Origin of the sequence: Arthrobacter sp. zg.Y820, from assembly GCF_030125555.1 — a bacterium.
In the GTDB taxonomy this organism is placed as follows: domain Bacteria; phylum Actinomycetota; class Actinomycetes; order Actinomycetales; family Micrococcaceae; genus Arthrobacter_B.
Genome location: NZ_JASKLX010000001.1, coordinates 535,439 through 561,396, shown reverse-complemented (window position 1 = coordinate 561,396; position 25,958 = coordinate 535,439). Strand labels below are relative to the sequence as shown.

26 protein-coding genes and 2 tRNA genes are annotated in these 25,958 nt (G+C 67.4%); 12 read left to right on the top strand and 16 right to left on the bottom strand.

Features of this window, described 5'->3' with window-relative positions:
• Positions 1–46: 46 nt before the first annotated feature.
• Positions 47–793: a hypothetical protein gene (locus QNN99_RS02620; protein ID WP_229964852.1), complete on the bottom strand. Its 747-nt coding sequence runs from the start codon at positions 791–793 to the stop codon at positions 47–49.
• 143 nt (positions 794–936) lie between these two features.
• On the opposite strand from QNN99_RS02620, the gene QNN99_RS02615 reads away from it, so the two are divergent.
• The 8 genes from QNN99_RS02615 to asd all read left to right on the top strand — a co-directional run bounded on the left by QNN99_RS02615 (position 937) and on the right by asd (position 9,471).
• Positions 937–1,647, top strand: coding sequence for a winged helix-turn-helix transcriptional regulator (locus QNN99_RS02615; protein WP_229964851.1), 711 nt, complete (start codon positions 937–939; stop codon positions 1,645–1,647).
• A 111-nt stretch (positions 1,648–1,758) separates the two neighbouring features.
• Positions 1,759–2,742 carry a mycothiol synthase gene (gene mshD, locus QNN99_RS02610; protein ID WP_229964850.1) on the top strand — a complete coding sequence of 328 codons (984 nt, stop codon included), beginning with the start codon at positions 1,759–1,761 and terminating at the stop codon, positions 2,740–2,742.
• A gap of 95 nt (positions 2,743–2,837) precedes the next feature.
• Positions 2,838–5,063, top strand: coding sequence for an RNA degradosome polyphosphate kinase (locus QNN99_RS02605; protein WP_229964849.1), 2,226 nt, complete (start codon positions 2,838–2,840; stop codon positions 5,061–5,063).
• Positions 5,064–5,068: 5 nt separating this feature from the next.
• On the top strand, positions 5,069–6,118 hold the full coding sequence (locus tag QNN99_RS02600; protein WP_229964848.1) for an NUDIX hydrolase: 1,050 nt from the start codon (positions 5,069–5,071) through the stop codon (positions 6,116–6,118).
• A gap of 92 nt (positions 6,119–6,210) precedes the next feature.
• The gene (locus tag QNN99_RS02595) at positions 6,211–6,738 is read left to right on the top strand and encodes a ferritin (protein WP_229964847.1); all 528 of its coding nucleotides are present in this window, start codon (positions 6,211–6,213) and stop codon (positions 6,736–6,738) included.
• A 64-nt stretch (positions 6,739–6,802) separates the two neighbouring features.
• Positions 6,803–7,606, top strand: a complete 804-nt coding sequence (locus QNN99_RS02590; protein ID WP_284015512.1) for a thymidylate synthase — start codon at positions 6,803–6,805, stop codon at positions 7,604–7,606.
• 31 nt (positions 7,607–7,637) lie between these two features.
• Entirely contained in the window at positions 7,638–8,321 is a 684-nt protein-coding gene (locus QNN99_RS02585) for a dihydrofolate reductase (RefSeq protein WP_442860464.1), read from the top strand.
• Positions 8,322–8,331: 10 nt separating this feature from the next.
• A complete protein-coding gene (gene asd, locus QNN99_RS02580; protein ID WP_229964846.1) occupies positions 8,332–9,471 on the top strand; it encodes an aspartate-semialdehyde dehydrogenase in 1,140 nt (379 codons plus the stop codon).
• A 17-nt stretch (positions 9,472–9,488) separates the two neighbouring features.
• Here the strand turns inward: asd and QNN99_RS02575 are convergent, their stop codons facing one another.
• Positions 9,489–9,680 carry a hypothetical protein gene (locus tag QNN99_RS02575; protein ID WP_229964845.1) on the bottom strand — a complete coding sequence of 64 codons (192 nt, stop codon included), beginning with the start codon at positions 9,678–9,680 and terminating at the stop codon, positions 9,489–9,491.
• A gap of 103 nt (positions 9,681–9,783) precedes the next feature.
• Between QNN99_RS02575 and QNN99_RS02570 the strand changes: the two genes are divergently transcribed.
• Complete coding sequence (locus QNN99_RS02570; protein ID WP_229964844.1) at positions 9,784–10,248, top strand: hypothetical protein; 465 nt, start codon at positions 9,784–9,786, stop codon at positions 10,246–10,248.
• Positions 10,249–10,252: 4 nt separating this feature from the next.
• Here QNN99_RS02570 and QNN99_RS02565 read toward each other — a convergent pair whose 3' ends face one another.
• From QNN99_RS02565 to QNN99_RS02525, 9 genes are all read right to left on the bottom strand, one after another.
• Positions 10,253–11,329 (bottom strand): UDP-N-acetylmuramate dehydrogenase, encoded by a 1,077-nt coding sequence (locus QNN99_RS02565; RefSeq protein WP_229965053.1) that lies wholly within the window; start codon positions 11,327–11,329, stop codon positions 10,253–10,255.
• Positions 11,330–11,334: 5 nt separating this feature from the next.
• Positions 11,335–11,766, bottom strand: a complete 432-nt coding sequence (locus QNN99_RS02560; protein ID WP_229964843.1) for a MaoC family dehydratase — start codon at positions 11,764–11,766, stop codon at positions 11,335–11,337.
• Positions 11,767–11,770: 4 nt separating this feature from the next.
• The gene (locus tag QNN99_RS02555) at positions 11,771–12,220 is read right to left on the bottom strand and encodes an FAS1-like dehydratase domain-containing protein (protein WP_229964842.1); all 450 of its coding nucleotides are present in this window, start codon (positions 12,218–12,220) and stop codon (positions 11,771–11,773) included.
• Positions 12,217–12,447 carry a hypothetical protein gene (locus tag QNN99_RS02550; RefSeq protein ID WP_229964841.1) on the bottom strand — a complete coding sequence of 77 codons (231 nt, stop codon included), beginning with the start codon at positions 12,445–12,447 and terminating at the stop codon, positions 12,217–12,219. The genes QNN99_RS02555 and QNN99_RS02550 overlap by 4 nt, the downstream gene beginning before the upstream one ends.
• Positions 12,448–12,508: 61 nt before the next feature.
• A complete protein-coding gene (locus QNN99_RS02545; RefSeq protein WP_229964840.1) occupies positions 12,509–13,435 on the bottom strand; it encodes a DUF2797 domain-containing protein in 927 nt (308 codons plus the stop codon).
• 159 nt (positions 13,436–13,594) lie between these two features.
• Positions 13,595–14,161, bottom strand: coding sequence for a type 1 glutamine amidotransferase domain-containing protein (locus QNN99_RS02540; RefSeq protein ID WP_229964839.1), 567 nt, complete (start codon positions 14,159–14,161; stop codon positions 13,595–13,597).
• A 142-nt stretch (positions 14,162–14,303) separates the two neighbouring features.
• The gene (locus QNN99_RS02535) at positions 14,304–15,758 is read right to left on the bottom strand and encodes a MinD/ParA family ATP-binding protein (protein ID WP_229964838.1); all 1,455 of its coding nucleotides are present in this window, start codon (positions 15,756–15,758) and stop codon (positions 14,304–14,306) included.
• A 224-nt stretch (positions 15,759–15,982) separates the two neighbouring features.
• A tRNA-Met gene (locus QNN99_RS02530) sits at positions 15,983–16,056 on the bottom strand.
• A 79-nt stretch (positions 16,057–16,135) separates the two neighbouring features.
• Positions 16,136–16,207 (bottom strand) — tRNA-Thr (locus tag QNN99_RS02525).
• A gap of 462 nt (positions 16,208–16,669) precedes the next feature.
• On the opposite strand from QNN99_RS02525, the gene QNN99_RS02520 reads away from it, so the two are divergent.
• Positions 16,670–18,043 carry a protein kinase domain-containing protein gene (locus QNN99_RS02520; protein WP_229964837.1) on the top strand — a complete coding sequence of 458 codons (1,374 nt, stop codon included), beginning with the start codon at positions 16,670–16,672 and terminating at the stop codon, positions 18,041–18,043.
• Positions 18,044–18,228: 185 nt separating this feature from the next.
• On the opposite strand, the gene QNN99_RS02515 is transcribed toward QNN99_RS02520, so the two are convergent.
• The 4 genes from QNN99_RS02515 to QNN99_RS02500 all read right to left on the bottom strand — a co-directional run bounded on the left by QNN99_RS02515 (position 18,229) and on the right by QNN99_RS02500 (position 23,032).
• Positions 18,229–20,142, bottom strand: a complete 1,914-nt coding sequence (locus QNN99_RS02515; RefSeq protein WP_229964836.1) for a DEAD/DEAH box helicase — start codon at positions 20,140–20,142, stop codon at positions 18,229–18,231.
• Between the two features lie 355 nt (positions 20,143–20,497).
• A complete protein-coding gene (locus QNN99_RS02510) occupies positions 20,498–21,160 on the bottom strand; it encodes an MOSC domain-containing protein (RefSeq protein WP_229964835.1) in 663 nt (220 codons plus the stop codon).
• Between the two features lie 26 nt (positions 21,161–21,186).
• Entirely contained in the window at positions 21,187–21,684 is a 498-nt protein-coding gene (locus QNN99_RS02505) for an NfeD family protein (RefSeq protein ID WP_229964834.1), read from the bottom strand.
• A gap of 49 nt (positions 21,685–21,733) precedes the next feature.
• Entirely contained in the window at positions 21,734–23,032 is a 1,299-nt protein-coding gene (locus QNN99_RS02500) for a glycosyltransferase 87 family protein (protein WP_229964833.1), read from the bottom strand.
• A gap of 128 nt (positions 23,033–23,160) precedes the next feature.
• Here QNN99_RS02500 and QNN99_RS02495 point away from each other — a divergent pair, with 128 nt between their 5' ends.
• Positions 23,161–24,342, top strand: a complete 1,182-nt coding sequence (locus QNN99_RS02495; RefSeq protein WP_229964832.1) for an amidohydrolase — start codon at positions 23,161–23,163, stop codon at positions 24,340–24,342.
• On the top strand, positions 24,339–24,782 hold the full coding sequence (locus QNN99_RS02490) for a hypothetical protein (RefSeq protein ID WP_229964831.1): 444 nt from the start codon (positions 24,339–24,341) through the stop codon (positions 24,780–24,782). Before QNN99_RS02495 ends, QNN99_RS02490 begins: the two co-directional genes overlap by 4 nt.
• Positions 24,783–24,809: 27 nt before the next feature.
• Here the strand turns inward: QNN99_RS02490 and QNN99_RS02485 are convergent, their stop codons facing one another.
• Entirely contained in the window at positions 24,810–25,958 is a 1,149-nt protein-coding gene (locus tag QNN99_RS02485; protein ID WP_229964830.1) for a cystathionine gamma-synthase, read from the bottom strand.

The following is a 25,958-nucleotide window of genomic DNA, read 5'->3' as shown; positions in this document are numbered from 1 at the left end:
ACATCCCCGTGCCGGGAAACCGGAACGCGCGGCAATCCGGCAGGGGTCAGGGTACGAGGAGCCGGGCCAGGAAATACACCACGGAGCCCAGCGCGAGAATCGGCGCCAGGGCCAGGGCGAGCCGGCCCCGGCGGGTGGTGATGTCGCGGGAGAGGACCAGCCGGCGCACTGCCATGATCACGGCGGCGCCCACGGCACCCATCAGGGCTGCTGACAACGCGGGAACATCGGCCTCGGGCTGCAGGACCCCGGCCAGCGCCCCGGCGAGGGCGCCCGCGGCGACGCCCAGCGGTGCTGCGATCCGGTCCGGCACTGGAATAAGGCTGGCGGCCAGGGCCGCCACGATGCCGGCGGCCGCCATGGTCAGGCCCGCCGGACTGCCGTCGGTACCGGCCAGCCGGTCCGCTGCAACCCAGCCGGACCCCATCACGGCCAGGAGCACACCGGCGATGTTGCCGATGGTCGATTCCAGCCGGTGGGCCTGGCCGGTGCCTCGCAGCAGCTGAATGAGGAAGATCGCGCCCACGCCCACGGCGGCGATTCCGGGCAGCCAGGTCAGCAGGGCAGCAGCCGGGGCAACAAACGCCGCAGCGCAGGCCCCTGCGCCGGCCAGCGCCAGCACGGCGCCCTGGGTTTTTTTCGCCGGCACATCCAGCAGGTGCGGCCAGCCGATGCCCATGACAACTGCCAGAAGGCCGGTCATCACCGCAACGGCCGCCACCGACCAGTACGAAGCACCTACGATGCCAATGAGGGCTGCTCCCGCAAGCACCGCTACGCTCCAAAGTTTCACTTAAGCCATCCTGCCTTATTACGCCGCGCAGAAGAAAGCTACAGGCCGGGCGTTCCCGCATGGTTATACTTTCAACACCTTCGCCTCCTGCGGATGCGGTCAAGCTTGTGCCCAACGATGTGCGCCCAACTTTCGGAGGATCCATGTCGCACATTCTGCTCCTGACCAACAGTCCGGGCCCCTCAGTGGATGTCCTGCCTGCCCTCGGGCTGTTGAACCACAAGGTCCAGGTTGTTCCCGCCGAGCCCACGGCGCTGCTGGAAACCGATCCCAGCGACGTGGTCCTGGTTGACGCCCGCAAGGACCTGGTCGGTGCCCGGTCCCTGACCCAGCTGCTGAAGGCCACCGGCCTCGACACTCCCCTGATCCTTATTCTGACCGAGGGCGGAATGGCCGCCGTGGCGGCGAACTGGCTCGCCGACGACGTCATCCTCGACACGGCCGGGCCCGCCGAGCTGGAAGCCCGGCTCCGGCTGATGGCGGCCCGGGTCCACTCCACGTCCGAGGCTGCCAGCACCGAAATCCGCGCCTCCGGCGTCGTGATCGACGAGGCCAGCTACACCGCACGGGTGAACGGCACGGCGCTCAACCTGACCTACAAGGAATTCGAGCTCCTGAAGTACCTGGCGCAGCATCCCGGCAGGGTTTTCACCCGTGACCAGCTGCTGCACGAGGTCTGGGGCTACGACTATTACGGCGGCACCCGGACCGTGGACGTCCACGTGCGGCGGCTGCGCGCCAAGCTGGGCACGGACCACGAGAACCTCATCGGCACCGTCCGCAACGTCGGATACCGGTTCACCCGCTCCCGCCTGGCCGAGGACCCGGCACCCGCAGCGAGCCAGGACGCCTGACCCCTCCGTCCCCGCGATGCCCGTCCCCCGCGACACCCGAGGTCCGGACGGGCCGCGGCCGCTTTGAGCCGTCCGGGTTGCCCGCCGGCCTCCGGGCGTTAGGCTTCTTCAATGAGAGACGAACGAGTATTGCCCTGGACCGTCACCCTCACCAAGGGAACGCCCGATCCGGAACTCCTGGCCCAGATCCGTGAGCTCGCCTCCGCCGCCAACGACGCCGACGGCAATCCACCGCTCTCGGAGCAGACACTCGTTGATCTTCGTTCCGCCGAAACGGATCCCGGCTCGCTGTTGGTTTTTGCCACCGTCGCCGAGGACGAGTCCCCGGCGGCCTCGGCCGCGAAGGCCCTGGCCGGCGTCGCCGTGCTGATCCGCGGACGGGACGGAGAACCCGGCGTCCTGGAGCTGGTGGTTCATCCCGCATACCGGAGCAAGGGAGTGGGCGCCGCCCTGGCAGCCGCGGTGCAGGAACAGGTGGGCGAAGGCTCGTTCCCCGCGCCCCAGGCGTGGTCGCACGGCAACCATGAAGCCGCCGTCGAACTCGCGCAGCGCTTCGGCTACCGCCCCGTGCGCGAGCTCCTGCGCCTGCGCCTGACCCACGGCGGCGAGGCTGCCGCCCTGCCCCCGGCCGACCTGCCAGACGGCGTGTCGCTGCGGTCCTTCCGGCCGGGCACCGACGAAGACGCCTGGCTCGCCGCCAACGCTGCGGCATTTGCGCACCACCCCGAGCAGGGCGGCATGACGCGCGCCGACCTGCAGGCGCGGATGGCGGAAGACTGGTTCGATCCGGAAGGCTTCCTCCTGGCGGTCCGCGATGACGACGGCGCGATCCTCGGCTTCCACTGGACCAAGGTCCATCCCGGCGCGGGCGGCCATCCGCCGATCGGCGAGGTGTACGTGGTCGGCGTCGTTCCCGCCGCCCAGGGCATGGGACTGGGCAAGACCCTGACCGTCGCGGGCATCCGGCATCTTCAGGACGCCGGGCTGCAGGCAATCATGCTCTACGTGGATGCCGACAACGAAGCCGCCATGGCGCTCTACAAGAGGCTGGGGTTCGTCCGCTGGGACACCGACGTGATGTACGCGGCCGGATGAGCCGGAACAGCTTGTAATGTTGATTCGACGGCTGTGTCCGCCGGGGAACCCCGGGAGCACGGTCCGAACCGCCGCCAGTACTGCAGGGAGAGACCATGGGATCCGATACCGCCGCCGAACCGCATTACACTTTCGGGTCGGCTGAGTCCATGTCTGCGCCCCGGGCCACCGAGGACCGGATAGACATTCCCGACTTCGGCCCGGCGCTGGTGCCCGAGGGGGACATCAGTCCGGAACGCTTCCTGGACCGCGAGATCAGCTGGCTGCACTTCAACGCCCGGGTCCTGGAGCTGGCCGAGGATCCGGACCTGTACCTGCTGGAACGGGTCAGCTTCCTGTCCATCTTCGCGTCCAACCTCGACGAGTTCTTCATGGTCCGCGTTGCCGGCCTGAAGCGCCGGATTGCCACCGGCCTGGCCGTCCCCTCGGCGGCCGGGCTGAGTCCCATTGAACAGCTGGAACACATTGTCGAAGCCGGCTACCGGCTGCAGCAGCGCCACGCCGAGGTCTTTTCGCGGCAGATCCGGCCCGCCCTGGCCGAGGAACAGATCTTCCTGGTGGGCTGGGACGAGCTCGACGACACGTCCAAGGCGTACCTGCACCGCCAGTTCGCCTCCAAGGTCTTTCCGATCCTCACGCCGCTGGCCGTGGATCCGGCGCATCCCTTCCCCTACATTTCCGGGCTGTCGCTGAACCTGGCCGTCGTCGTCCGCAATCCCGTCAGCGGCAAGGAATTCTTCGCCCGCGTGAAGGTGCCGGACCAGCTGCCGCGCCTGATCTCCGTGGACGGCCCCCGGGCCGGCAACGTGGCGGGCCGGGTGGCCCGCTTCATTCCGCTCGAAGACGTGATCGCCGAGCATCTGGACCAGCTCTTCCCCGGCATGGACGTCATGGAACACCACGCCTTCCGGGTGACCCGCAACGAGGACCTGGAGGTGGAAGAGGACGACGCCGAGAACCTCCTGCAGGCGCTCGAAAAGGAACTGCTGCGCCGCCGGTTCGGCCCGCCCGTCCGGCTTGAGGTCACCACCGACATCAATCCCAGCATCCGTGAACTGCTGGTGCGCGAACTCGGCGTCGAAGAGGACGAAGTTTATGCCCTGCCGGCTCCGCTGGATCTGCGCGGCCTGGCCGGCATCAGCCGGATTGACCGCGCCGACCTGCACTATCCCAAGCAGGTCCCGCACACCAGCCTGCACCTGAAGGAATCCGAAACCTCCAAGCCGGCCGATGTGTTCGCCGCCATGCGCCGCCGCGACATCCTGCTGCACCACCCGTACGATTCCTTCTCCACCTCGGTTCAGGCCTTCCTGGAGCAGGCCGCCGCGGATCCGCGCGTCCAGGCCATCAAGCAGACCCTGTACCGCACGTCCGGGGACTCCCCCATCGTTGACGCGCTGATTGACGCCGCCGAATCAGGCAAGCAGGTCCTGGCCCTGGTGGAGATCAAGGCGCGCTTCGACGAGCAGGCGAACATTTCCTGGGCCCGCAAGCTGGAGCAGGCCGGCGTCCATGTGGTGTACGGAATCGTGGGCCTGAAAACCCACTGCAAGCTCTCCCTGGTGGTCCGCCAGGAAGTGGACGGGCTGCGGCGCTACTGCCACATCGGCACCGGCAACTACCATCCGCGCACCGCCCGGTACTACGAGGACCTCGGGCTGCTGACGTCCAACGAACAGGTGGGCGAGGACCTGACAAAACTCTTCAACCAGCTCTCCGGCTACGCCCCGAAGTCAACGTTCAAGCGCCTGCTGGTGGCTCCCCGGTCGGTCCGGTCAGGCCTGATCGACCGCATTGAGCGGGAAATTGCCAACAAAAAAGCCGGGCTGGCCGCACGCGTGATCATCAAGGTCAATTCGATGGTGGATGAGGCGATCATCGACTCCCTGTACCGGGCCTCGCAGGCCGGCGTCCGGGTGGACGTGATCGTGCGCGGCATCTGCTCGGTGCGGCCGGGTGTTCCGGGACTGAGCGAGAACATCACCGTCCGTTCCGTGCTGGGCCGCTTCCTCGAGCACTCCCGGGTCTTCGCGTTCGCCAATGCCGGGGATCCGGTGGTGTTCATCGGTTCGGCCGACATGATGCACCGCAACCTGGACCGCCGGGTGGAAGCCCTGGTGCAGCTGGCCTCACGGGAGGACGTCGCTGACCTCATCTCCCTCATGGACCGCTACATGGACCCCGGGACGGCGAGCTGGCACCTCGAGAAGGACGGCATCTGGACCCGGCACCATAAGAACGAGGAGGGGGAACCGCTCCAGGACGTGCAGTCCTGGCTGCTGGCTTCCCGGTCCCGCCAGCGCGCCGCCGCCCGCCGTTGATGGTCATGTCCACTGAACCCGGAACCTCGGCGGACGAGCTGATTCAGCCCCAGGGCGAACGGACCCGGCCTTCGGGTGCCGGCGGCTGGCCCGACGGCGAGAAAACGCCGGGCGAGGGCGGCACCGCGGCGGAGGCCATTCGAGTGGTGGCCGCCGGCGCCCTGTGTTGGCGCACCCGGGACGGCCGGCTCGAGGTCCTCATGATTCACCGCCCCCGGTACAAGGACTGGTCCTGGCCCAAAGGAAAGCTGGACGACGGGGAAACCACTCCCGAATGTGCGGTGCGGGAGGTCCGGGAGGAAGCCGGGATCCGGATCCGGCTGGGCATTCCCCTGCCGGCCCCTGTGTATCCGGTGGCGTCGGGCATGAAGATTGTCCATTACTGGGCCGCTCGGATCCAGGACGGCAAACCGGTTCCGGACGGCAAGGAAGTGGACGGCGTCCGCTGGTGCAGTCCGGAGGAAGCGCACGCCGAGCTGACCAATCCCTCCGACAGGCTGCCGCTGCATGCCCTGGAAGAGGCCCATGCCGAGGGCAGGCTCCGGACCTGGCCGCTGATTGTTGTCCGGCATGCCAAGGCGAAGCCGCGCTCCTCCTGGACCCGGGCCGAAGGCGACCGGCCGCTGGCGGCAACCGGGCTGCGCCAGGCACAGGCCGTGTCGCGGCTGCTGGCCGCGTGGCTCCCGGACCGCGTGGTGTCCAGTCCCTGGGTCCGCTGCGTGCAGACGGTGCGTCCGTATGTGAAGGCAAGGTCAGTGAAGTTCAAGACCGTGGATGCCATCACCGAGCGCAGCGCCAAGCGCAAGCCGGGGAAGGCACGGAACGCGGTGGAGGCGCTGTTCGACAAGGGCAAGCCGGTGGTGCTGTGCACCCACCGGCCGGTGCTTCCCCTGACCTTCGAGGTCCTGTCCCGGCACATGCCCACCGGCCTGTCCATTGGGCTGCCGTCCAAGGACCCGTTCCTGGCGCCGGGTGAAGCCGTGATCTGCCAGGTCAGCGCAACCGACGAGGGAAGAATCGTCTCGCTGGAACGCTTCCGGGCCTTCGACGACTAGCTGGGGCCCGATCCGGATAGGCTTGGCCCGCCCCAGGCGAGCCAAGCCTATCCGTGCTTTTTTCGGTGCACCCGGCGGCCTAGGGTGGGGCCATGAGCACATTCACGGAACTCCTCGAAGCCCAGATCGGCCACGAATTCAACGCCTCCCAGCAGTACGTTGCGATGGCAGTGTTCTTTGACGGTGAAGACCTCCCGCAGCTGGCCCGGCACTTCTACGCCCAGTCGGTGGAGGAACGCAACCACGCCATGATGCTGGTGCAGTACATGGTGGACCGGGACCTTCCCGTTCGCATTCCCGGCATCGCAGCGGTGCGCAACGACTTTTCCACCGTGGTGGAACCCATAAGCCTGGCCCTGGAACAGGAAAAGCAGGTGACCCGGCAGATCGAGGCGCTCTTTGCCGCGGCGCGCGCCGAAGGTGATGCCCTCGGCGAGCAGTTCATGCTGTGGTTCCTCAAGGAACAGGTGGAGGAAGTTGCCTCCATGTCGACGCTGCTGACGGTTGCCAAGCGGGCCGAGAACCTCTTCGACTTGGAGAACTTCATGGCCCGCGAGCAGATCGGCGACAGCGGCCGGCACGACGCCGCGGCACCCGCAGCCGCCGGCGGCGCGCTCTAACCCTCAGAAGCCAGCGAGGACGGGCGGCAAACAGCCAAGTGCACAGACGAACTAGACTGATGCAGTGACTATTCCTACCCCGTATGAAGACCTGCTCCGCGACGTCATGGACCACGGGACGCAGAAATCCGACCGCACCGGCACCGGCACCCGCAGCGTTTTCGGCCGCCAGATGCGCTTTGACCTGCAGGATTCCTTTCCGCTGATCACCACCAAGCGGGTGCACTTCAAGTCGGTGGCCCTTGAGCTGCTGTGGTTCCTGCGCGGGGACTCCAATGTCCGCTGGCTGCAGGAGCGCGGCGTGAAGATCTGGAACGAATGGGCGGACGACGACGGCGAGCTGGGCCCGGTCTACGGCGTCCAGTGGCGCTCGTGGCCGACGCCGGACGGGGGCTCCATCGACCAGATCGCCAAGGTGGTCGAGAGCATCCGGACCAATCCCGATTCCCGCCGCCACATCGTCACCGCCTGGAACCCGGCCGAGGTGGACAACATGGCCCTGCCGCCGTGCCACGCCCTGTTCCAGTTCTACGTGGCCGACGGGAAGCTCTCCTGCCAGCTGTACCAGCGCTCCGCCGACCTGTTCCTCGGGGTGCCGTTCAACATTGCCTCTTACGCGCTGCTGACCCTCATGGTCGCGCAGCAGACCGGCCTGGAGCCGGGAGAGTTCGTCTGGACCGGCGGGGATGTCCACATCTATGACAATCACGTGGACCAGGTCCGGGAACAGCTCAGCCGCGAGCCCTTCCCCTATCCGCAGCTGCGCCTGGCGCGGAAGCCGGACTCGATTTTCGGCTACGCCCTGGAGGACTTCGAGGTCCTGGACTACCGGCACCATCCCGGCATCAAAGCTCCGATTGCAGTCTGAGAGGCGCGCTCCCTTGAGTAACTTGAGCAGCTTGAGTAATTCCACCGGCGGCATCCGCTACTTTCCCGCCGGCGGCGCAGAGGCTTCCCCCGAGGGGCAGGACCTGAGTTCGGCGCTGGCGGAGCATGTGCCCGCGGATACCCGGGATCCGCTGATCGGCCTGATCTGGGCCCAGACGATCGACGGGGTGATTGGCCGCGACGGCGGCATGCCGTGGCACCTTCCCGAAGACCTGGCGCACTTCAAGGCCACCACTGCGGGACATCCGGTCATCATGGGGCGGCGGACCTGGGAATCCTTCCCGCCCGCCTTCCGCCCGCTGCCCGGCCGCACCAATATCGTGGTCAGCTCCAGCGACACGCTGGCTGCGGAGATCGCGCCGTCCGGCGCCGTCGTCGTTCCCTCGCTGGAGCAGGCGCTGGACACCGCTCGCCGCAGTCCGGGCAGCGGGGAAATCTGGATCATCGGCGGCGCCCGGCTCTGGGAATCGGCTGTGCCGCTCGCCGACGCCGCGGTGGTAACGGTCATCGATGCCAGCATCGAGGGCGACACTTATGCGCCGGGGCTGGGACCGGACTGGACGTTCACCGCCGTGAGCCCGGCCCGGGGATGGTTTGCCGCCGCCAACGGCACCGCGTACCGGATTGCCTTGTGGGTCCGCGCCCGGACGTCCGACACCGTCACCGATCAGGACGGGCAAGCCGAACTGCCCTAAACTGGGAAGCATGACTTTCGCAGCTACCTCAGTTCCCACCGCGGGCTTCATCGGCTGGCGGGGCATGGTCGGTTCCGTCCTCATGCAGCGCATGCAGGACGAGGGCGACTTTGACCTGATCAACCCCGTGTTCTTCTCCACCTCCAACGCGGGAGGCGCCGCGCCGGCCTTCGCCGACGGTGCGGGAAAGCTTCAGGACGCGTACGACGTCGAGACGCTGGCCAAGCTGCCGATTATCGTCACCGCCCAGGGCGGGGGCTACACCTCCGAGGTCTACCCCAAACTGCGCGACGCCGGCTGGGACGGGCTCTGGATTGACGCTGCGTCCACGCTGCGGATGGAGCAGGATTCGATCATCGTCCTGGACCCGGTGAACCGGAACGTCATCGACGCCGGCCTGGCGCGCGGCGTGAAGAACTTCGTGGGCGGCAACTGCACTGTCTCCTGCATGCTGATGGGACTGGGCGGACTGTTCCGCAACGGCCTGGTGGAGTGGGGCACCTCCATGACCTACCAGGCGGCTTCGGGCGGAGGCGCCCGGCACATGCGCGAACTGCTCAACCAGTTCGGATCGCTGAACTCCGTCGTGGCGGACAATCTGGCCGATCCCGGCTCCGCCATCCTGGACATCGACCGGGCCGTCCTGGCCCAGCAGCGGAACCCGGACCTGGACGCCTCGCAGTTCGGCGTGCCGCTGGCGGGTTCGGTGATCCCTTGGATCGATGCTGACCTGGGCAACGGGCAGTCCAAGGAAGAATGGAAGGCCGGCGCGGAGACCAACAAGATCCTGGGCCGGGAAACCGACGGGCGGATTCCGTTCGACGGTCTGTGCGTCCGGATCGGCGCGATGCGCTCGCACTCCCAGGCGCTGACGCTCAAGCTCACCGAGGACCTGTCCGTCGCCGAGATTGAACGCATCATCGACGCCGACAACGAATGGGCCAAGGTGGTGCCCAACACCAAGGAAGCGTCCATGGCGGAGCTGACACCGGTGGCGGTCAGCGGAACCCTGGACATTCCGGTGGGCCGGATCCGCAAGCTGGAAATGGGCCCGGAGTACATCAGCGCCTTCACCATCGGTGACCAGCTGCTCTGGGGCGCTGCCGAGCCGCTGCGGCGCATGCTCAAGATCGCCACCGGCAACCTCTAAAACACCGGGTTTTTCGGTTAGGGCTCAGGGTTCCGCCGGCCCGCGAAGCGGACCAGCAGGAGAACCAGGGCCACGCCCGCAGCCACTACCAGGGCGGCGAGTGGCCAGGGGGCTCCGCCGTCCAGCATCCGGAAAGCCGTCCGCAGGGCGACCAGGGCCACCAGGAAACCCGCCGGATAGACGGCCAGCGGCCATCTCCCTCGCGCCATCTGCTGTCCTTCCTGCCGGTGCCGGGGCGGCGGACTGCGCCGGCGGTTGAGCTTGAGGCTACCCCTTCCGCCCAGTGTCAGTGGCAGGTGGGACGGTGTTCCCATGGAGCAGAAACCGGCAGGCCAGCAACCCCTGGAATCCATTGATTCCATCCTCGACAGTTTTTTCGCGTCCAGCTGCATCGGCAAACAGATACCCACGGGCGTGCGGTATCTGCGGGTGGGGGCGCATCTGCGGGATTACCTCGAAATGGAAGGCGAGCGGATTCTCTGCGCCGAAGACGCCGAGCTGCTGGACCTTGAGCGGTCCCTGGATCCGGACTCGGCCTTTGCCCGGCTGTTCGGAGCGGAAGTGCTCGCCTACCTGCTCAGCGGCTTCCTGGAACCGGAGTGGCTGCTGCCGGATCTCCAGGACCGCCGGACCCAGATAAGCCTGACGCCGCGGCTGATCCAGTGGCTGTGCAACTGCCGTCTGCTGGATCCCCGCCGGGACCGCGCCGCCATCCACAGCACCCGGGCGGCGGCGGCCTGGGCGCGGCGCGGACCGGCCCGCGGAGGGCCGCGTTAGGCGGTCAGAGGCTGCAGTTGATCAGCAGCGGCTCGGGGTGCAGCCGGATGCCGAACGCGGCCTCCACGCCGTCGGCCACGGCCCGTGCCACGGCCAGCAGGTCTTCGGCGGTGGCGTTGCCGCGGTTCGTCACGGCCAGCGTGTGTTTGGTGGACAGCGAGGCGCGGCCGCCGGCCAGTTCAGTGCCCTGGCCGGTGGAGGGCAGGCCGAACCCCTTGGGAAAACCGGACCGGTCAATCAGCCAGGCGGCGCTGAGCTTGACCATGCCGGGCTGGGACACCGGATAGCGCGGCGCGTCCGGCGGCAAATGAGCGGCCGCTTCCTCGGACACCACCGGGTTCGTGAAGAACGATCCGGTGCTGTACGTGTCGGGATCCGACGCGTCGAGCACCATGCCCTTGCCGGCACGCAGGCGCAGGACCTCGCGGCGCACGTCGTCGGCGGGAGCACGCTCGCCCACCTGCACGTTCAGGGCGCGGGCCAGCTCGGCGTAGCGCACCGGGGCGCTCTCCATGCCGCGGGTCAGCCCGAAGTCGACGGTGAGGACCACATAGCGCGGCGAGCCGTTGACGGTGCTGCGCTTGAGCACCGAGTCGCGGTAGCCGAACTGCAGGTCCTCGTTGCCGAAGGAGACGATGGCGCGGTCCTGCCGGTCCCAGGCGCGGACTCCGGTGATGCTGTGCGAGACGTCGGCGCCGTAGGCGCCCACGTTCTGGACCGGCGTCGCGCCGGCCAGTCCCGGAATGCCGGAGAGTGCCTCCAGGCCGGAGCAGCCCTCGCGCAGCGTTTGCGCCACCACCTCATCCCAGGGGTGTCCGGCCTGGGCCCGGACCGTCACGGTTCCATCGGTGTTGGCGTTCAGGTCCAGGCCGAGGGTGGCGACGTGGACCACCGCACCATCAAAACCGGCGTCGGAAATCAGCAAATTGGAGCCGCCGCCCACGATCAGCAGCGGTTCCTTCGCTTCGTCGGCGGCGCGGACCGCGCCGATCAGCTCGTCTTCGGTTTCCGCGTTGATGTAGCGGCGCGCCGGGCCGCCTACGCGGGAGGTGGTCAGGGAGGCCAGGGGTACCGAGGTCAGTGCGCTCACCAGATCCGTACAACCGCCTGTGCCTTGACCAGGACCTTCTTGCCGTCGTAGGTGACGGTGAGGTCCACGCGTGCGGTGGAATTGTCGGCGTCGAGCGCGCCAATGACGCCGGTGACCTCGACGACGGCGCCGGGTTCCCCTTCAATGTCCTCGACGGGGACGGGGCGGGTGAAGCGGGTCTGGTAGTCGATGACGGCGCCGGGGTCGCCGATCCAGTCGGTCACCAGCTGCACTGCGGCGCCCATGGTGAACATGCCGTGGGCGATGACGCCGGGCAGGTCCACGCTGCGGGCGAAGCGCTCGTTCCAGTGGATGGGGTTGAAATCTCCGGACGCTCCCGCGTAGCGGACCAGGTCGGCGCGGGAAATCTCCAGCGTGGCGGAACCGATTTCCTGCCCGGGAGCGAGTTCGCTCAATGCAATCGACACGGCGTTACTGCCCTTCTCCTCGGACGAGGATTGATGACACGGCGGTGGCGACTTTTTCGCCCTCCGTGGTGGAGATCTCCGAGCGGGTGGTGAGCAGGGCGCCGTCGCCCATGGCCCGGACGGCATCCACGGAAAGCTCAGCGATGAGTTCGTCGCCGGCGACGATTGGCCGGTGGTGGGTGAAGCGCTGGTCGGCGTGCACCACGCGGGTGAAGTCGATGCCGGCGTCGGGGTCTGAGATGAGCTGCGCGTCGGCGCGCTGGGCCACGATCACGGCAAACGTGGGAGGGGCCACCAGATCGGCATAACCCAGGCGCTCGGCTTCGGCCACGTCAAAGTGGGCGGCATGGCTGGCCTGAACGGCGCGGGCGAATTCGCGGATCTTCTCGCGGCCCACCTGATACGGCTCGCTGGCAGGGTAGCTGCGGCCCTGCAGCTCGGGATTAATGCTCATTTGGTTCCCTTCATCCGGCGCCGGGCGTCCCGGGCTCGAACCACCATGCCGGTGAGGTGCAGGCACATGCCCACCACGATCACCGGGGCGGCAATGTACATCAGCAGCTGAGACTCGCTAACGGCGCCGACGACGACCATCAGCACACCGGCTCCCGAGACCACCAGCGCGGAGACGACCAGTTTGCGGTACAGGGCGGAACCGGTCTCCCAGGGAGTGTTTAGCATGGTCCCAGAATACAGGCGCGGCACCTCCCGCCGCGAAACGGGGCCCGGGCCGCCGGCTTGCTCAGAAGAGCGCGGTCTGCAGGGCCGGCAAAAGGGTCCGGTAGGGGCCGGTCTGCAGGCGCCGGCCCTTGAGCCGGGCCAGATTCGCAACGAATGGCGTGTCGGAGCCCTCCACCCGCACCAGCGCCGCGGCTCCCAGCATGGCCTCGATGGACAGACCGTGTTCACCGCTGCCCGGATCCAGCGGGTACGGGGCCGCCCCGGCCGCGCCGAGCACGGTTTGCGCCTGCTCCGGGCGCTGCCAGGCCTCGTCAGCGACGGCGAACCCTTCGATGCCGGAGCCGCGCAGCAGATGACGCGCGGACGCCGCGTGGCGGGAATTGATTCCGTCCAGAAGGTCCGGCGCCAACGGCCGGGTCAGTGCCGCGGTCTTCGCGCCGGCACGGACCGCCTGGACCAGCCCCGCTTCGGCCGTGACCAAATCTTCGAGGATGCGGACCACGCGTCCGTCCCCGGCGCGGGCAACGTAACGCGCCGCCACCGCGCCCTGCTCGGTCAGGCGCAGGCGCTTGTGCCCGTCAGCGGCCGGGCCCACCTTGGTGGTGCCGTCGGCAAAGGTCGCCACATAGAGCCAGTGCGGCTGGGCCAGGTACAGCTTCAGCCCCGGGGACGCGATGCCTGACCGGTGGCTGTTGTGCACCAGCCGCCAGTCGTCACGGGCGAAGCAGGGCCCGCACTGATAGCCGCGGTCCGCCGGAGCGTGTCCCGGACAGGGTTCGTGGAGCCGGGTGTGCCTGTCCTGCACCTTCACGGAGCCGAGGCAGTATTTCAGGGCTCCGCCGTCCCCGGGCAGCACCCGGTAGGCCAGGGCGGTGCCGGCGTCGAGCCGCCGGCGCTCCCGTGCTCCCTCGGGAGTGCTCAGCGCCAGGTACGGGCCGTCGTCGTCCCAGGAAACTCCGGTGCACAGGTACCGGCCGGCAGCAGTCATCGAAGCGGATCTCCAGGTATTCAGCGGGCGGGCAGGACATTTGGCAGCAGGACAATGGGCGGGGAATAGCTTCCCCGCCCATTGTCCCGCTGTCTCATCCCGCCGCGGCGGACCGGCCCCGGCCTGTCGCCGCGATCTCCGGCCGGAGATTGCAACGGGTCAGGCGTGCTGGCCTTCGTGCTCGCCTTCGGCGATTTCCTCGACCAGTTTGTCGTTGAAGGCGGGCAGGTCGCCGGGGTTGCGGCTGGTCACCAGGCCCTGGTCCACCACCACTTCCTCGTCGCTCCAGTTGGCGCCGGCGTTCTTCAGGTCCGTCGCCAGGGACGGATAGGACGTCATGTCGCGCCCCCGGACCACGCCGGCCTCGATCAGCAGCCAGGGGGCATGGCAGATTGACGCCACCGGCTTGTGCGCCTCGAAGAACGCGCGGGCAAAATCCTGGGCGTCTTTGTCCACCCGCAGGTAATCGGCATTGACCACTCCCCCGGGCAGCACCAGCGCGTCATAGTCCGCGGCGTCCGCGTCCGCGACGGTCAGGTCGACGGTGAAGGTCTCCCCCTTGTCGATGCCGTCGAAACCCTGGATGGTGCCGCTGGACAGGGAGACCAGTGTGGGCTCTCCGCCGGCAGCCTTCACGGCTTCCCACGGGCTGGTGAGCTCCACCTGTTCCACCCCGTCGGTTAGGAGAAAAGCGACCTTCTTGCCGGAAATATCATGCTCAGCCATGTTGCCTCCGTTTATCCTCGATGCTTGGCCGGCGGTTGCCTGAAACGTTCAATGAACCGCCTCGCCGAACCTGGCGGTTCCGCTGCCCCTACCCTAGAAAACACCGCCGACAATAAGCAAGCTGACTATCTTCGCGGGCGGTTCAGCTAACGGGCCCTGTTTCCGACAGGCCCGCGGCCACTGCCGCAGCGGCGGTGAGCCAGGCCCGCTGCGTCGCCGAGCGAAGCGAACCGTACCGGATTTGCCCCTTCCGCAGCGCAGCGTCGTAGGGAATGGTGACGGTGGCCCGGGCCAGCGGCTCAAAGCCCTGCGCCACCGAGCGGATCTGGGCATCAGTGCCGTTGCGGTTGGACTGGCTGACGATGACGACGGCGTTGGCCGCCAGCTGCGCAAACGCACCGCCGCGTTCCTGCAGGGCTTCGAGGAGCAGGGCGCCGGCCTCGGCATGTTCATCCACCGTGGTGGTGGCGATCACCAGCTGATCCGTGTGGTGGATCATCCGCAGCCAGCGCTCGGCGCTTTCATCGTTGCCGGAGTCCATGATGTTCAGCCGGAAGTACTTCGAGGCAACCTCGTGCAGGGCATCAAAGTCCGCCATCGTGATCTTCTGCTCGGAGGCCAGGACGTCGGGCTTCGACCGCAGGACGTCAAACTTGTCCTCGGTTTGGTGGTGCACGAAGCGGGCCAGCAGCGCCGATTGGGCCGCCGGCGACAGCAGGTTGCCGGTGTTCGGCAGCAGGTCCATGACGGTTGCGTCGTGCGGACCCTGCTCGGTGCGCCAGCCCAGGGTTCCCCGGGTTTCATTGTTGTCCCAGGCGAGCACGGGGCCGCCGCCGTTGCGGGCAAACACGGCCGCAAGCATCACCGTGGTGGGCGTTTTGTTGGCACCGCCCTTGCCGTTGACCACGGAGATGGTCCGCGGGCCGGGCCAGTGCTGGCTGACCGCCCGGATGTCGCGGCGCTCCGCCAGCTCGGACTCAGAGGGTGATATCCGCACGCCGAGGCTGGCTATAACGCCGCGGAAGCCTCGGGTGGCGGGAATCCGGGCGGTCTGCGTGTCCAGGAACGAGGCCCGGCGGCGGGCCGGTGCACGGTCGCGCACTTCGGCGCGGGTTGCCGGCGTTCCAGCGGGGGCGGGTTCGGGAGCGGGACGGGCGGCGGGCAGCTCGGGCGTGGGCGGGGCGGCGGGTTCGGCCAGACCAGCAGACTGAACGGGATGGTCCTGCGGTTCCGGGGCTTCCCGGATGGGCGTTGCGGCGGCAGCGGAACCGGCAGCGACCGACTGGAAAACCGGTTCCGGGGGCAGCGGCGGAGGCATCGACGGTCGATCCAGCTCGAGCCCGCCCTCCAAGCGGTACGCGGCAAGGTCACCGTCGGCAAGGCCGCCGTCGGAGGGAAGGGCTCCCGTAAAGTTGCCGCCGTCGTCGGCCCTCTCGTCCGCCCCGCTGAAAATCCGGTCGGCGAATGTGGAGGTTTCAGCCGCCGACCCGCCGTGCCCCGCATTCTGGTGTTCGGTGTGCGCACGCAGCCTTCGCCGAGTGGGCCAGTTCTCCGGGTAATCGGAATCGGAATCGGCGTCGGATGTGTACTCAGTCATGGGTCTGCGTCTTTCGTTCCGGAGGGGGCTTGATCTGGACGATAAGTTTTCGCATGGTACTTCGCCGCTTGGTTCCGGCACCCGCGTAGTGATCGTTCACCGATCTTCGGCCCCCGCCGGATTCGCCTTCCGCGCTGCGGCGCCGGACAGCACACGGGCGAACCCGCTGCGCATCCGGGCACAGAAAAACCCCCGGAATCACAAGGATTCCGGGGGTCCGGCTGTAGCGGTGGGGAGGCTCGATCTCCCGACCTCACGATTATGAGTCGTGCGCTCTAACCAACTGAGCTACACCGCCAAAAAATGAGTGAAGCCCGCGTCCCTAAATTGGCCTCTGCAAAACAAACAGCCTTAGCAACACGGGCCCTCCCATTGAGAGCCCCGACCGGGAATCGATCCCGGGACCTCCATCTTACCAAGATGGCGCTCTACCACTGAGCTATCGGGGCAACGAGTAAATACTTTACCAGCACTTTTGGAGAACGTGAAATCGGGCAAAAACCGCGCCAGCAAAGTGATCCAGGCCACTTCGGAGGAGGCGGGGAATCTGCCCCCGCAAGGCCGTCCGGCCACTCGCTTTCCGGGCCGCCCGCCACCCCTCCAGCGCACCCGCTGCACCTGCTGCCACTTTGGTAATTCTCTGCCACTTTGGTGATTCCCTGCCACTTTGGTAAATCCCTGCCGGTCCGCAGTGGCAGGGATTTAACAAACCGGTCGATTTACGCCAAACCGGAGGGCTTCCACTCGCACCGGTGCCTCCGCTCGGGCCGCCGCCCGGCATCGGTTGCCGCCCACTTCCAGGCCTCCGCCAGCCCTTCAGGGGGCCTTTCCCAGAGCCACCCCAGCCGCCCGTGGCGGGTAAAAACCCCGCGGAATCCTCAGTATGCTTAGGGAACTAGAAAGTAGGTACAGTGACTGATTCCCCAAAGCACCCCGCGGGTGCGCTGCTGGGTGCGCGCTACCGGCTGGTCGAGAAGATCGGCGCCGGAGCGATGGGAACCGTGTACCGGGCCCGGGACGAATTCCTTGACCGCGAGGTCGCGGTCAAGCTGGCCCGCTCCGTTGCCGCCACTCCGGACGAGCAGCGTGAGACCGACGCCGAGGCCAAGATCCTGGCCCGCCTGAACCACCACAGCCTGGTCACTCTGCTGGATGCAGGCACCCACCTCAGCGACACCGGCGTCCAGCAGGTGTACCTGGTCATGGAACTGGTGGCGGGACCCGCCCTGCGCGAGCGGCTCCAGGGCGGCCCGTTGGCCGCACGCCAGGTGGCCCAGTTGGGCTACGACCTGGCAGTGGGTCTTGATTACATGCACGACGCCGACGTCGTGCACCGCGATGTGAAGCCTGCCAACATCATGCTGTTCGACTACCGCGGGGACGACACCCGGCTGCGGGCCAAGCTGACGGATTTCGGCGTGGCACTGGTCGCCCGCGGTCCGCAGCCGCAGAGCGGCACGTTCACCGGATCAGCGGCGTACATGAGCCCGGAGCAGGCCCGCGGCGAAGCTGTGGGCACGGCGTCCGACATCTATTCGCTCGGCCTGGTCCTGCTGCAGTGCCTCACCGGCGTGCCCGCCTACCCCGGGCCGGCCCTGGAGAGTGCCGTGGCGCGCCTCCTGAGGCCCCCTGCCATCCCCGACACCCTCGAAGAGGGGTTCCGGGTGCTGCTGCGTGAAATGACGGCACTGGAGCCGCAGGAGCGGCCTTCCGCCCATGATGCTTCGCTGGCACTGTTTGAACTGGCCGTGGCTCCGCGCGCCCGGCACCGGCAGAGCCCGCCGCTGATCCCCGAAAAAGAAGCGGAACGGCTGGAAGCGGTCCGCCGCTACAACCTGCTGGATACCCCGCCGGACGGCGCCTTCGACCGGATCACGGCTCTGGCCTCGCGGCTGTTCTCCGTGCCGGTGGCCATCGTGAGCGTGGTGGACACCGACCGGATCTGGTTCAAGTCCCACCACGGCACCGACGCCCAGCAGATCGGCAGGGATCCGGGACTCTGCGCCTCCGCCATTCTGCAGGATGATGCCTGGGTGGTCTCCGACGCCCGGGCGGATCCACGGACACTGGCCAATCCCCTGGTCGCCGGCGAGTTCGGCCTCCAGTTCTACGCCGGGGTCCCGCTCTCCACCCGCGACGGTTACAACCTGGGAACGCTGTGCATCCTGGACCGTACGCCGCGGGACTTCACCGACGACGACGTCCTGACCCTCGAGGACCTGGCCGCCATCGTGATGAATGACCTGGAGCTGCGGCTCGAAAGCCAGCGCGCCCTCGTCGGCTGACCGCCCGCGCCAGCGCAACAAGCCCGCACCGAGACAAAGGGCCGCCACCCGCACCGAGACAAAGGGCCGGCACCAGCACAAAAGGAAGGGCGCCTCCGGAAAAATCCGGAGGCGCCCTTCCTTTTGCCTTACGTCAGAGCGGCTGCGCCTGCAGTGTGCAGGCGCTCCGCTGCCGAGCGTGCTGCTTAGTCGCGGAAACGCGGCTGGCGGGTACCGGCAGGCTTGAAGCCGCCGCGGTCGCCTTCGCGCTTCTTGAAGCCGCCACGGTCGCTGCCGCGGTCGCTGGCACTGCGGTCACCGAAGGAACGCTCGCCGTCGCGCTTCTTGAAATCCTTCTTGAAGCCGCCGCGGTCGCCGCGGTCGTTGAAGCCGCCGCTTTCGCGTTCGCGGGACGGCTTGCGGCCGTTGTCCAGCTCGAGGTGGATCAGCTCGCCGCCGATCCGGGTGCGGGACAGGGCGCGCAGCTGATCCTGGCTGAGGTCAGCCGGGAGTTCAACGAGCGTGTGGTCGGCGCGGATGTCGATGCCGCCGATCTGTGCGGAGGAGAGTCCGCCTTCGTTGGCAATGGCGCCAACGATGGAGCCGGGCATAACGCGCTGGCGGCGGCCGACGGCGATGCGGTACGTTGCATTGCCTTCGGTCAGCGGGCGTGTCGGGCCGCGGGAGCCGGTCGCGTCGCCGCGGCCTTCGGAACGCTCGCGCTGGCGGGCCGGAGCCTGCGGAATTTCTTCCATCAGCAGCGGGCGGCCGCCCTGGGCCATGACGGCCAGTGCAGCGGCAACTTCCTCGGGAGTGACGTCGTGGTCGGCCAGGTAGGTCGTGACCAGATCGCGGAAGACCGAGACATCCTCGGATGCCAGGGTTTCGGTGATCTGCTCGGAGAACTTCGCGAGGCGCTTGTTGTTCACGATGTCGATGCTCGGAAGCTGCATGTGCTCAACCGGCTGGCGGGTAGCCTTCTCGATGGCCCGCAGCAGGTACTTCTCACGCGGGGTCATGAAGAGGATCGCGTCGCCGGTGCGTCCTGCACGGCCGGTGCGGCCGATGCGGTGGACGTAGGACTCCGTGTCATGCGGGATGTCGTAGTTGATGACGTGGCTGATGCGCTCAACGTCAAGACCGCGGGCGGCGACGTCGGTGGCAACCAGGATGTCGATCTTGCCGCTGCGCAGGGCCTCGACGGTGCGCTCGCGCTGCTGCTGCGGGATGTCACCGTTGATTGCTGCGGCCAGGTAGCCGCGGGCCTTGAGCTTGTCAGCCAGGTCCTCGGTTGCCATCTTGGTGCGGACGAAGGCGATGACGCCGTCGTAGTCTTCGCTTTCCAGGATGCGGGTCATCGCGTCCAGCTTGTGCGGGCCCATGACCTGCACGTAGCGCTGGCGGGTGTTCGCACCGGTGGTCGTCTTGGACTTGACCGTGACCTCGGCCGGGTTGTTCAGGTACTTCTTGGCGATCTTGCGGATCGCGCCGGGCATCGTGGCGGAGAACAGTGCCACCTGCTTGTCGGCGGGTGTGGTCGAGAGGATCTGCTCAACATCTTCGGCGAAGCCCATGCGGAGCATTTCGTCGGCCTCGTCCAGTACCAGGTACTGAAGGTTGGACAGGTCCAGGGAACCCTTGGAGATGTGGTCGATGACGCGACCCGGGGTACCGACAACAACCTGGGCGCCGCGGCGCAGGCCGGCCAACTGGGGGCCGTAGGCGGATCCGCCGTAAACCGGCAGGACGGTGAAGTTGTCGATGTGCTTGGCGTAGGAAGCGAAGGCTTCAGCGGACTGAAGGGCCAGTTCGCGGGTCGGGGCCAGCACGAGGATCTGGGTGTCCTTGGTGGCGGGCAGGCCGGCCATCAGGGACAGGGCGGGAACCGCGAATGCGGCGGTCTTGCCGGTTCCGGTCTGCGCCAGGCCGACGACGTCGCGGCCTTCAAGCAGGAGGGGGATGGTGGCTGCCTGGATGGGAGAAGGCTTTTCGTAGCCTACGTCTACCAGTGCCTGCAGAACGCGCGGGTCCAGACCGAAGTCGGTGAAGAGAACCTGGTTCTCTTCGGCTTCGGGAGCGGCGGTTGCTGCGGTTTCGGTGTTTTCTACAGAGTCAAGCAAAAGAAATAATCCTCATTCATTGGGACCGCGCGGCCAGAGACGGCCGCAGGACGTAAGTCCGGCGCTATTGCAATCCCATGGCAGGACTTTCCGTCACAGCTGTAGGCCAATTTCACTGGATTGTGACGTGGGCCGGTGTGACGATTTCTTTGCCGGCGCTCCCAAAAGATGAATCTGCCCGCATTCGAAAACGCGAGCCCCAACACAACGTAACTTGCGGTCAGAAACCGCAGGACAATAAGGGAATACCGGAGTGGGGGATGTTTCAAGTGTACGGCATGCGGGGACCCGCCCGTCCATACTGGACGGTGAGCTTGGGCACAGGGGTGGTGAATTGGCGGTTTGAGGGCCGGATTTACGCATTTGCGGCGGCCTGGCGGCGGTGCAGTTTCCGCAGTATTTTCTGCAGTTCCGGCGAGAGCCTGAGCTCCCCGTTGGCCTCTGCCCGGGCCAGCAGCCGGGCCTGTTCGCCCGACACCCCGCGAAAAACATCCCCTGAGGTCACCCCGTGGTTGGGGCGGTGGATGACGGACACGGTGTCCCCGGCACTGATGGTGCCGTTCCGAACGACGCGCAGGTAGGTGCCCACCCTGCCGGCCTCGGCAAACCGGGCCACCCAGCGGGGCTGCTGCATCCGGACGGCGAAGTTCCGGCAGGGCGTCCGCGGGCACGTTACCTCCAGCAGGGTTGTTGCCCCGATTTGCCAGCGCTCTCCGATCACGGCTTCGGATACCGGGATGCCCGCGATGCGCAGGTTTTCCCCGAACAGCCCGGGCATGATCTCCGTGCCCAGCTCTGCCGCCCAATAGTCGGCGTCGTCCTGCGAATAGGCGTAGACGGCCTTGGACTCCCCGCCGTGATGTTTGCGGCTGGCCTGCAGATCCCCGCTCAAACCGAGGCCGTACACCTTAACCGGTCCGGCGGCCGGGCGCTTGTCGATGGCAGTGACGCCCGTGGAATCGGAGGTGGGCAGAAGTTCGTGGACGCGGCAGACCGCCAGCAGGGTTCCGGAGCTCATGCGGATCATCCTACGATCCGGGCCGGTCAATGCAGCAGATAACCGGCGGCGAAGTTTTCCAACGGCTCGACCACGAGGCGGTCACCGCCGTCGTGGCCGACAATCCGCACCCGGCCGCCCTTGGGGATCTCCACCTTCTCAGTTGTTCCCACGGTGATGGCATAGACGTTCCGGTCAGAATCGATCCGGACCCGTCCCTCCAGGTTGATCCTGCCCTTGTCGAGGCTGTAAAGCGGCCTCGTGACAACTCCCTGCCGGCCGATGTAAGAGGGAGCATCTTTCTTGCGGACTATCTTTTTGTTGTTCCGCGCAGCGGCCGGCAAATGCACCAGGAGGGCGGCGAGCAGGCCCGCTGCCAAACCGGCGTACGGTGAACCCGAAACCGCATGCATCATCCCGCCCACGAGGCAGAACGGCAGTCCGGCCCACCACAATAAGGGCGGAACATTTGCGCGTCCACGCCGGAAATTATTGAGCAGGGCCCAAATGCCGAGGGCCCAGGCCCCGCCCCAAACGTAGATCATTGCGGTCCACCTTTTCGGTCGTCTTTTCGCTGACCGGATTCTACGTCGCTTAGGGCTGGACGTTCTTCACCCGCGGCGGCTCGACACGCAGCTGGACCGGCTGCTTCCACCAGCGCGGCGGACGGTTCCGCCACAGGACCGCGGCCCACCAGGCCATCACTGCAATCCCCCAGAAGACGCCGATGCTGGAGGCCATGAGCCACGGTGCCACCACCTGGGAATCCAGGTTCTGAGCACCCATCAGCCCGCCGATGGACTTGGGTGAGAGCAGGAAAATCGGGAAGGCCGAGGCCAGCAGAATGATGCCGGCGGTGCGCTGCCCGGTGCCCTTCGCCGTGAGGTCGGCGATGTTGCGTCCCAGTACGGGGATGAAGAGGGCCACCCAGACCCAGTGGTGGGACCAGGACACCGGGGAGATGAGCAGCATGAGGAGTGCTGTGGCGGCGACGGCGGTGAACCGGTCGCCGCGGTTGCCGGCCAGCATGATGATCAGCGCTGCGGCGGCCACGGCCAGCAGGGACAGCAGCAGCCAGGGCAGGTCCACGGGAAAGTCGGGGCCGGCGAAGTGCAGGATGGCGCCCTTGAGGCCCAGGTTGTCCACGTAGCCGGCGCCGCCGATGCGGGAGGTGTCAGGCAGCAGATCAACCCAGAAGGTGCGTGATTCCCGCGGCAGGATCAGGAAACCCAGTCCGAAGGTCGCCAGGAAGCCGAAGGCCATGTTGCGCAGGCCGCGCCAGTCCCCGCGGGCCAGGAAGTACAGGCCGAAGACCAGCGGCGTGAGCTTCAGGCCTGCGGCAACGCCGGTGAGCAGGCCCCGTGGCCAGCTGTCGCGCCGGATCAGGAAGTCCGCCATGATCAGGCCAAAGAGCAGAATGTTGATCTGGCCAAACGCCATGGTCTCGCGCCAGGGGCCCAGCAGCACCACGAAGCCGAAGCCCGCCAGCGCCAGCGGGCGCAGCCAGGGATGCTTCAGCACCGCGCGCACGCTGGGCTGCCGGAAAGCGTAGCGCACGCCCAGCACTGACGCGGCGGCGGCAATCAGCAGCGAAATGCCGGTGAAGATGTTCAACCCGAGGCTTTGTCCGAAGGGCGCCAGCACGGCGAACATGAGGGCCGAAAACGGCGGATAGGTGAACAGCAGGCTGCTGCCCTCGCGGTACTGCAGCTGCTTTGTGTAAAGCTCTCCGCCGGCGTCGAGCACGCTCTGTCCGCCGGAGAGGTAAACGCTGAAATCCAGGCCGTGCCGGGGTGAAATAACGAACGCGGCGGTGATCATCGCTGCCGCCGCGAGGAGCGCTGCCAGAGTTGCTGCCAGCCGGACCATCCCGGATCGGGTCTTCAGGCCCATGATTCTCCCTGCACTACAGCCAGCCTAGATATTAACGTTCGCAAGTCTACCGGCGGGGGCGTCCATCTGCGGACTGTCAGGGCGCAGGATAGGCTGGGCGGACTCGATCAGAGAACGGAAGGTTGCTCATGCCCGCACCGGTTATGGCCATCGTCAACGCCCATGTTGTTCCCGTCACCGCGCCGCCGTTCACCGGCACGCTCCTGGTCGCGGACGGCAAGATCCTGGACCTCGGCCCCGACGTCCGGGTCCCGGAGGGCGCGCAGGTGCTTGATGCCGGGGGCAAGTGGCTGCTGCCCGGCCTGGTGGACGCCCACACCCATCTGGGCGTGCACGAGGAGGGTGAAGGCTGGGCCGGAAACGACACCAACGAAATGACCGATCCGGTGATGGCCGGGGTGCGTGCCCTTGACGCGGTGAACCCGGACGATCTGGGTTTCGATGACGCCCTGGCCGGCGGAGTCACGGCGGTGAACATCAATCCCGGCTCCGGCAATCCCATCGGCGGGCTGGCCGTGGCCCTGCACACGCACGGCCGCTATGTGGAGGAAATGGTCCTCCGCTCCCCCAGCGGCCTGAAGTCGGCCCTCGGCGAGAACCCCAAACGGATTTACAGCGACAAGAAGCAGACCCCTTCCACCCGTCTGGGCACGGCGCTGGTCATCCGCAAGGCGTTCATGGACGCGCAGAATTACCTGGGCAAGAACGACGACGACGCCCGCGACCCCCAGATGGATGCCCTCGCCATGGTGCTGCGCCGGGAAATCCCGTGGCGCCAGCACGCCCACCGTGCCGACGACATCGGCACCGCCCTGCGGCTGGCTGACGAGTTCGGCTACGACCTGGTCCTGGACCACGGCACCGAAGCCCACCTCCTGGCCGATGTGCTGGCCGAGCGCGGCGTGCCGGTCCTGATCGGACCGCTTTTCACCACCCGCTCCAAGGTGGAGCTGCGCCGGCGCAGCATGGAAAACCCCGCGAAGCTGGCCGAGGCCGGCGTGGAAATCTCCATCATCACCGACCACCCCGTGGTTCCGATCAACTTCCTGATCTATCAGGCGGCCCTGGCCATGAAGGAAGGACTGGACCGGGAAACCGCGCTGCGTTCCGTCACCATTAACCCGGCCAAAGTCCTGGGATTGGCGGACCGCATCGGGTCCCTGGAGGCGGGCAAGGATGCCGACGTCGTGCTCTGGAGCGGGGATCCGCTCGATGTCATGCAGCGGGCCCTGACGGTGTGGATCGGCGGCCGGGAGGTTTACCGCTACGACACCGAAACCCGCACCCCCGTGGTGGCTGGCCGCCCGTGACGGGAGCTGCACGACGCCGGCCTGCGGGCAGCGCCCGGAACGTTCCCCGCACCCCGCTGCCCGGCATCATCCGGGCCGCCTCGGCAGCCTGGTTCGCCGCCGCCGCCCTGGTGGCCGTGGCCGGTGTTTCGTTCATCGTTTCCGCCGGCACCCAGCACCGCGACGGCGCCGGGCTGACAGTGCTGGGGCTGGTGGTCCTGGCGGTATCGCTGGTTATCGGCTTCTGCGTCTTCCGCCTCCGCGCCGGCAAACGCAGCGCCCGGGAGACCCTCACCACCGTGGGAGTGATCGTGGGGATTCCGCTGCTCTTCCGCGGCCCGGCGCTGATCGCCGTCGGCTCGGTGCTGCTGCTGTGCGTGCTGCTGCTCTGGCTTCCGCAGAGCAGCAGGTTCTTCCAGGAGCGTGAGCCCAAGGCCCGCCGCCGGCTCTTCGGCCGCTAGCAGCATCTGCCGGCGGCCGAAGGCCTCCTACAGCGTCGCCAGCGCCTGCTCCAGGTCAGCGATCAGGTCCTCGAGGTCTTCAATTCCCACGGAGAGCCGCAGCAGGTTCTCCGGCACCGCCAGCTCGGTGCCCTTCACCGAGGCGTGCGTCATCTCGGACGGGTAGTTCATCAGTGACTCCACGCCGCCCAGGGACTCGGCCAGCGTGAACACGCGGGTGGCTTCGGCCACGGTGCGCGCCGCGGCCTCGCCGCCCTTGAAGGACACCGAGACCATCCCGCCGAAGTCCTTCATCTGCGCCTTGGCGAGGTCGTGGCCGGGATGGTCCTCCAGCCCCGGATAGAGCACGCTTTCCACGGCCGGCTGCTCCCGCAGCCACTTGGCCACCGCCATGGCGTTGGAGGAGTGGCGGTCCATCCGCACCCCCAGGGTCTTCAGCCCGCGGGTGGTCAGCCAGGCTTCCATCGGCGCGGACACCGCGCCGACGGCGAACTGGATGAAGCCGATCTTCTCGGCGGCGGCGTCGTCGTTCAGGATGACCGCGCCACCCACCGCGTCGGAGTGCCCGCCGATGTATTTGGTGGTGGAATGCACCACGATGTCCGCGCCCAGGGCCAGCGGCTGCTGCAGGTACGGGGAGGCAAAGGTGTTGTCCACCACCAGCCAGGCTCCGGCGTCGTGCGCGGCCTGCGCGACGGCGGCGATGTCGGAAATCTTCATCATCGGGTTCGACGGCGTCTCCAGCCACACCATCTTGGTGTTGCCGGCGGCGATCGCAGCAGTGAGCGCCCCGACGTCGGACATGTCCACCGCGGCATTGGTGATGCCCCAGCCGGCGAGGACCTTGTTAATCAGCCGGTAGGTGCCGCCGTAGGCGTCGTTGCCCAGCACGATGTGGTCGCCCGGCGCCAGCAGGGCGCGGATCAGAGAGTCCTCGGCGGCCAGCCCCGAGCTGAAGGAATAGGCATGGGCGCCGCCTTCCAGCGCGGCAAGCTGATCCTGCAGGGCGTCGCGGGTGGGATTGGTGCCGCGGCCGTATTCATAGCCGTTGCGCAGGTTGCCGATGCCGTCCTGGGCGAACGTGGTGCTCTGGTACAGCGGCGGAATGACCGCTCCGGTGGTGGGGTCGGGGGTCTGGCCCGCATGGATCGCGCGGGTGTTGAAGCCTTCACTCAT

Bases quoted from the DNA above. Each gene is read 5' to 3' on its own strand.
- QNN99_RS02535 (WP_229964838.1), bottom strand. From the start codon at position 15,758: ATGACTGAGTACACATCCGACGCCGATTCCGATTCCGATTACCCGGAG.
- QNN99_RS02495 (WP_229964832.1), top strand. From the start codon at position 23,161: ATGCCCGCACCGGTTATGGCCATCGTCAACGCCCATGTTGTTCCCGTC.
- QNN99_RS02595 (WP_229964847.1), top strand. From the start codon at position 6,211: ATGAGCACATTCACGGAACTCCTCGAAGCCCAGATCGGCCACGAATTC.
- QNN99_RS02570 (WP_229964844.1), top strand. From the start codon at position 9,784: ATGGAGCAGAAACCGGCAGGCCAGCAACCCCTGGAATCCATTGATTCC.
- QNN99_RS02600 (WP_229964848.1), top strand. From the start codon at position 5,069: ATGTCCACTGAACCCGGAACCTCGGCGGACGAGCTGATTCAGCCCCAG.
- QNN99_RS02555 (WP_229964842.1), bottom strand. From the start codon at position 12,220: ATGAGCATTAATCCCGAGCTGCAGGGCCGCAGCTACCCTGCCAGCGAG.
- QNN99_RS02545 (WP_229964840.1), bottom strand. From the start codon at position 13,435: ATGACTGCTGCCGGCCGGTACCTGTGCACCGGAGTTTCCTGGGACGAC.
- QNN99_RS02605 (WP_229964849.1), top strand. From the start codon at position 2,838: ATGGGATCCGATACCGCCGCCGAACCGCATTACACTTTCGGGTCGGCT.
- QNN99_RS02575 (WP_229964845.1), bottom strand. From the start codon at position 9,680: ATGGCGCGAGGGAGATGGCCGCTGGCCGTCTATCCGGCGGGTTTCCTG.
- QNN99_RS02540 (WP_229964839.1), bottom strand. From the start codon at position 14,161: ATGGCTGAGCATGATATTTCCGGCAAGAAGGTCGCTTTTCTCCTAACC.
- QNN99_RS02505 (WP_229964834.1), bottom strand. From the start codon at position 21,684: ATGATCTACGTTTGGGGCGGGGCCTGGGCCCTCGGCATTTGGGCCCTG.
- QNN99_RS02615 (WP_229964851.1), top strand. From the start codon at position 937: ATGTCGCACATTCTGCTCCTGACCAACAGTCCGGGCCCCTCAGTGGAT.
- asd (WP_229964846.1), top strand. From the start codon at position 8,332: ATGACTTTCGCAGCTACCTCAGTTCCCACCGCGGGCTTCATCGGCTGG.
- QNN99_RS02550 (WP_229964841.1), bottom strand. From the start codon at position 12,447: ATGCTAAACACTCCCTGGGAGACCGGTTCCGCCCTGTACCGCAAACTG.
- QNN99_RS02510 (WP_229964835.1), bottom strand. From the start codon at position 21,160: ATGAGCTCCGGAACCCTGCTGGCGGTCTGCCGCGTCCACGAACTTCTG.
- QNN99_RS02485 (WP_229964830.1), bottom strand. From the start codon at position 25,958: ATGAGTGAAGGCTTCAACACCCGCGCGATCCATGCGGGCCAGACCCCC.
- QNN99_RS02500 (WP_229964833.1), bottom strand. From the start codon at position 23,032: ATGGGCCTGAAGACCCGATCCGGGATGGTCCGGCTGGCAGCAACTCTG.
- mshD (WP_229964850.1), top strand. From the start codon at position 1,759: ATGAGAGACGAACGAGTATTGCCCTGGACCGTCACCCTCACCAAGGGA.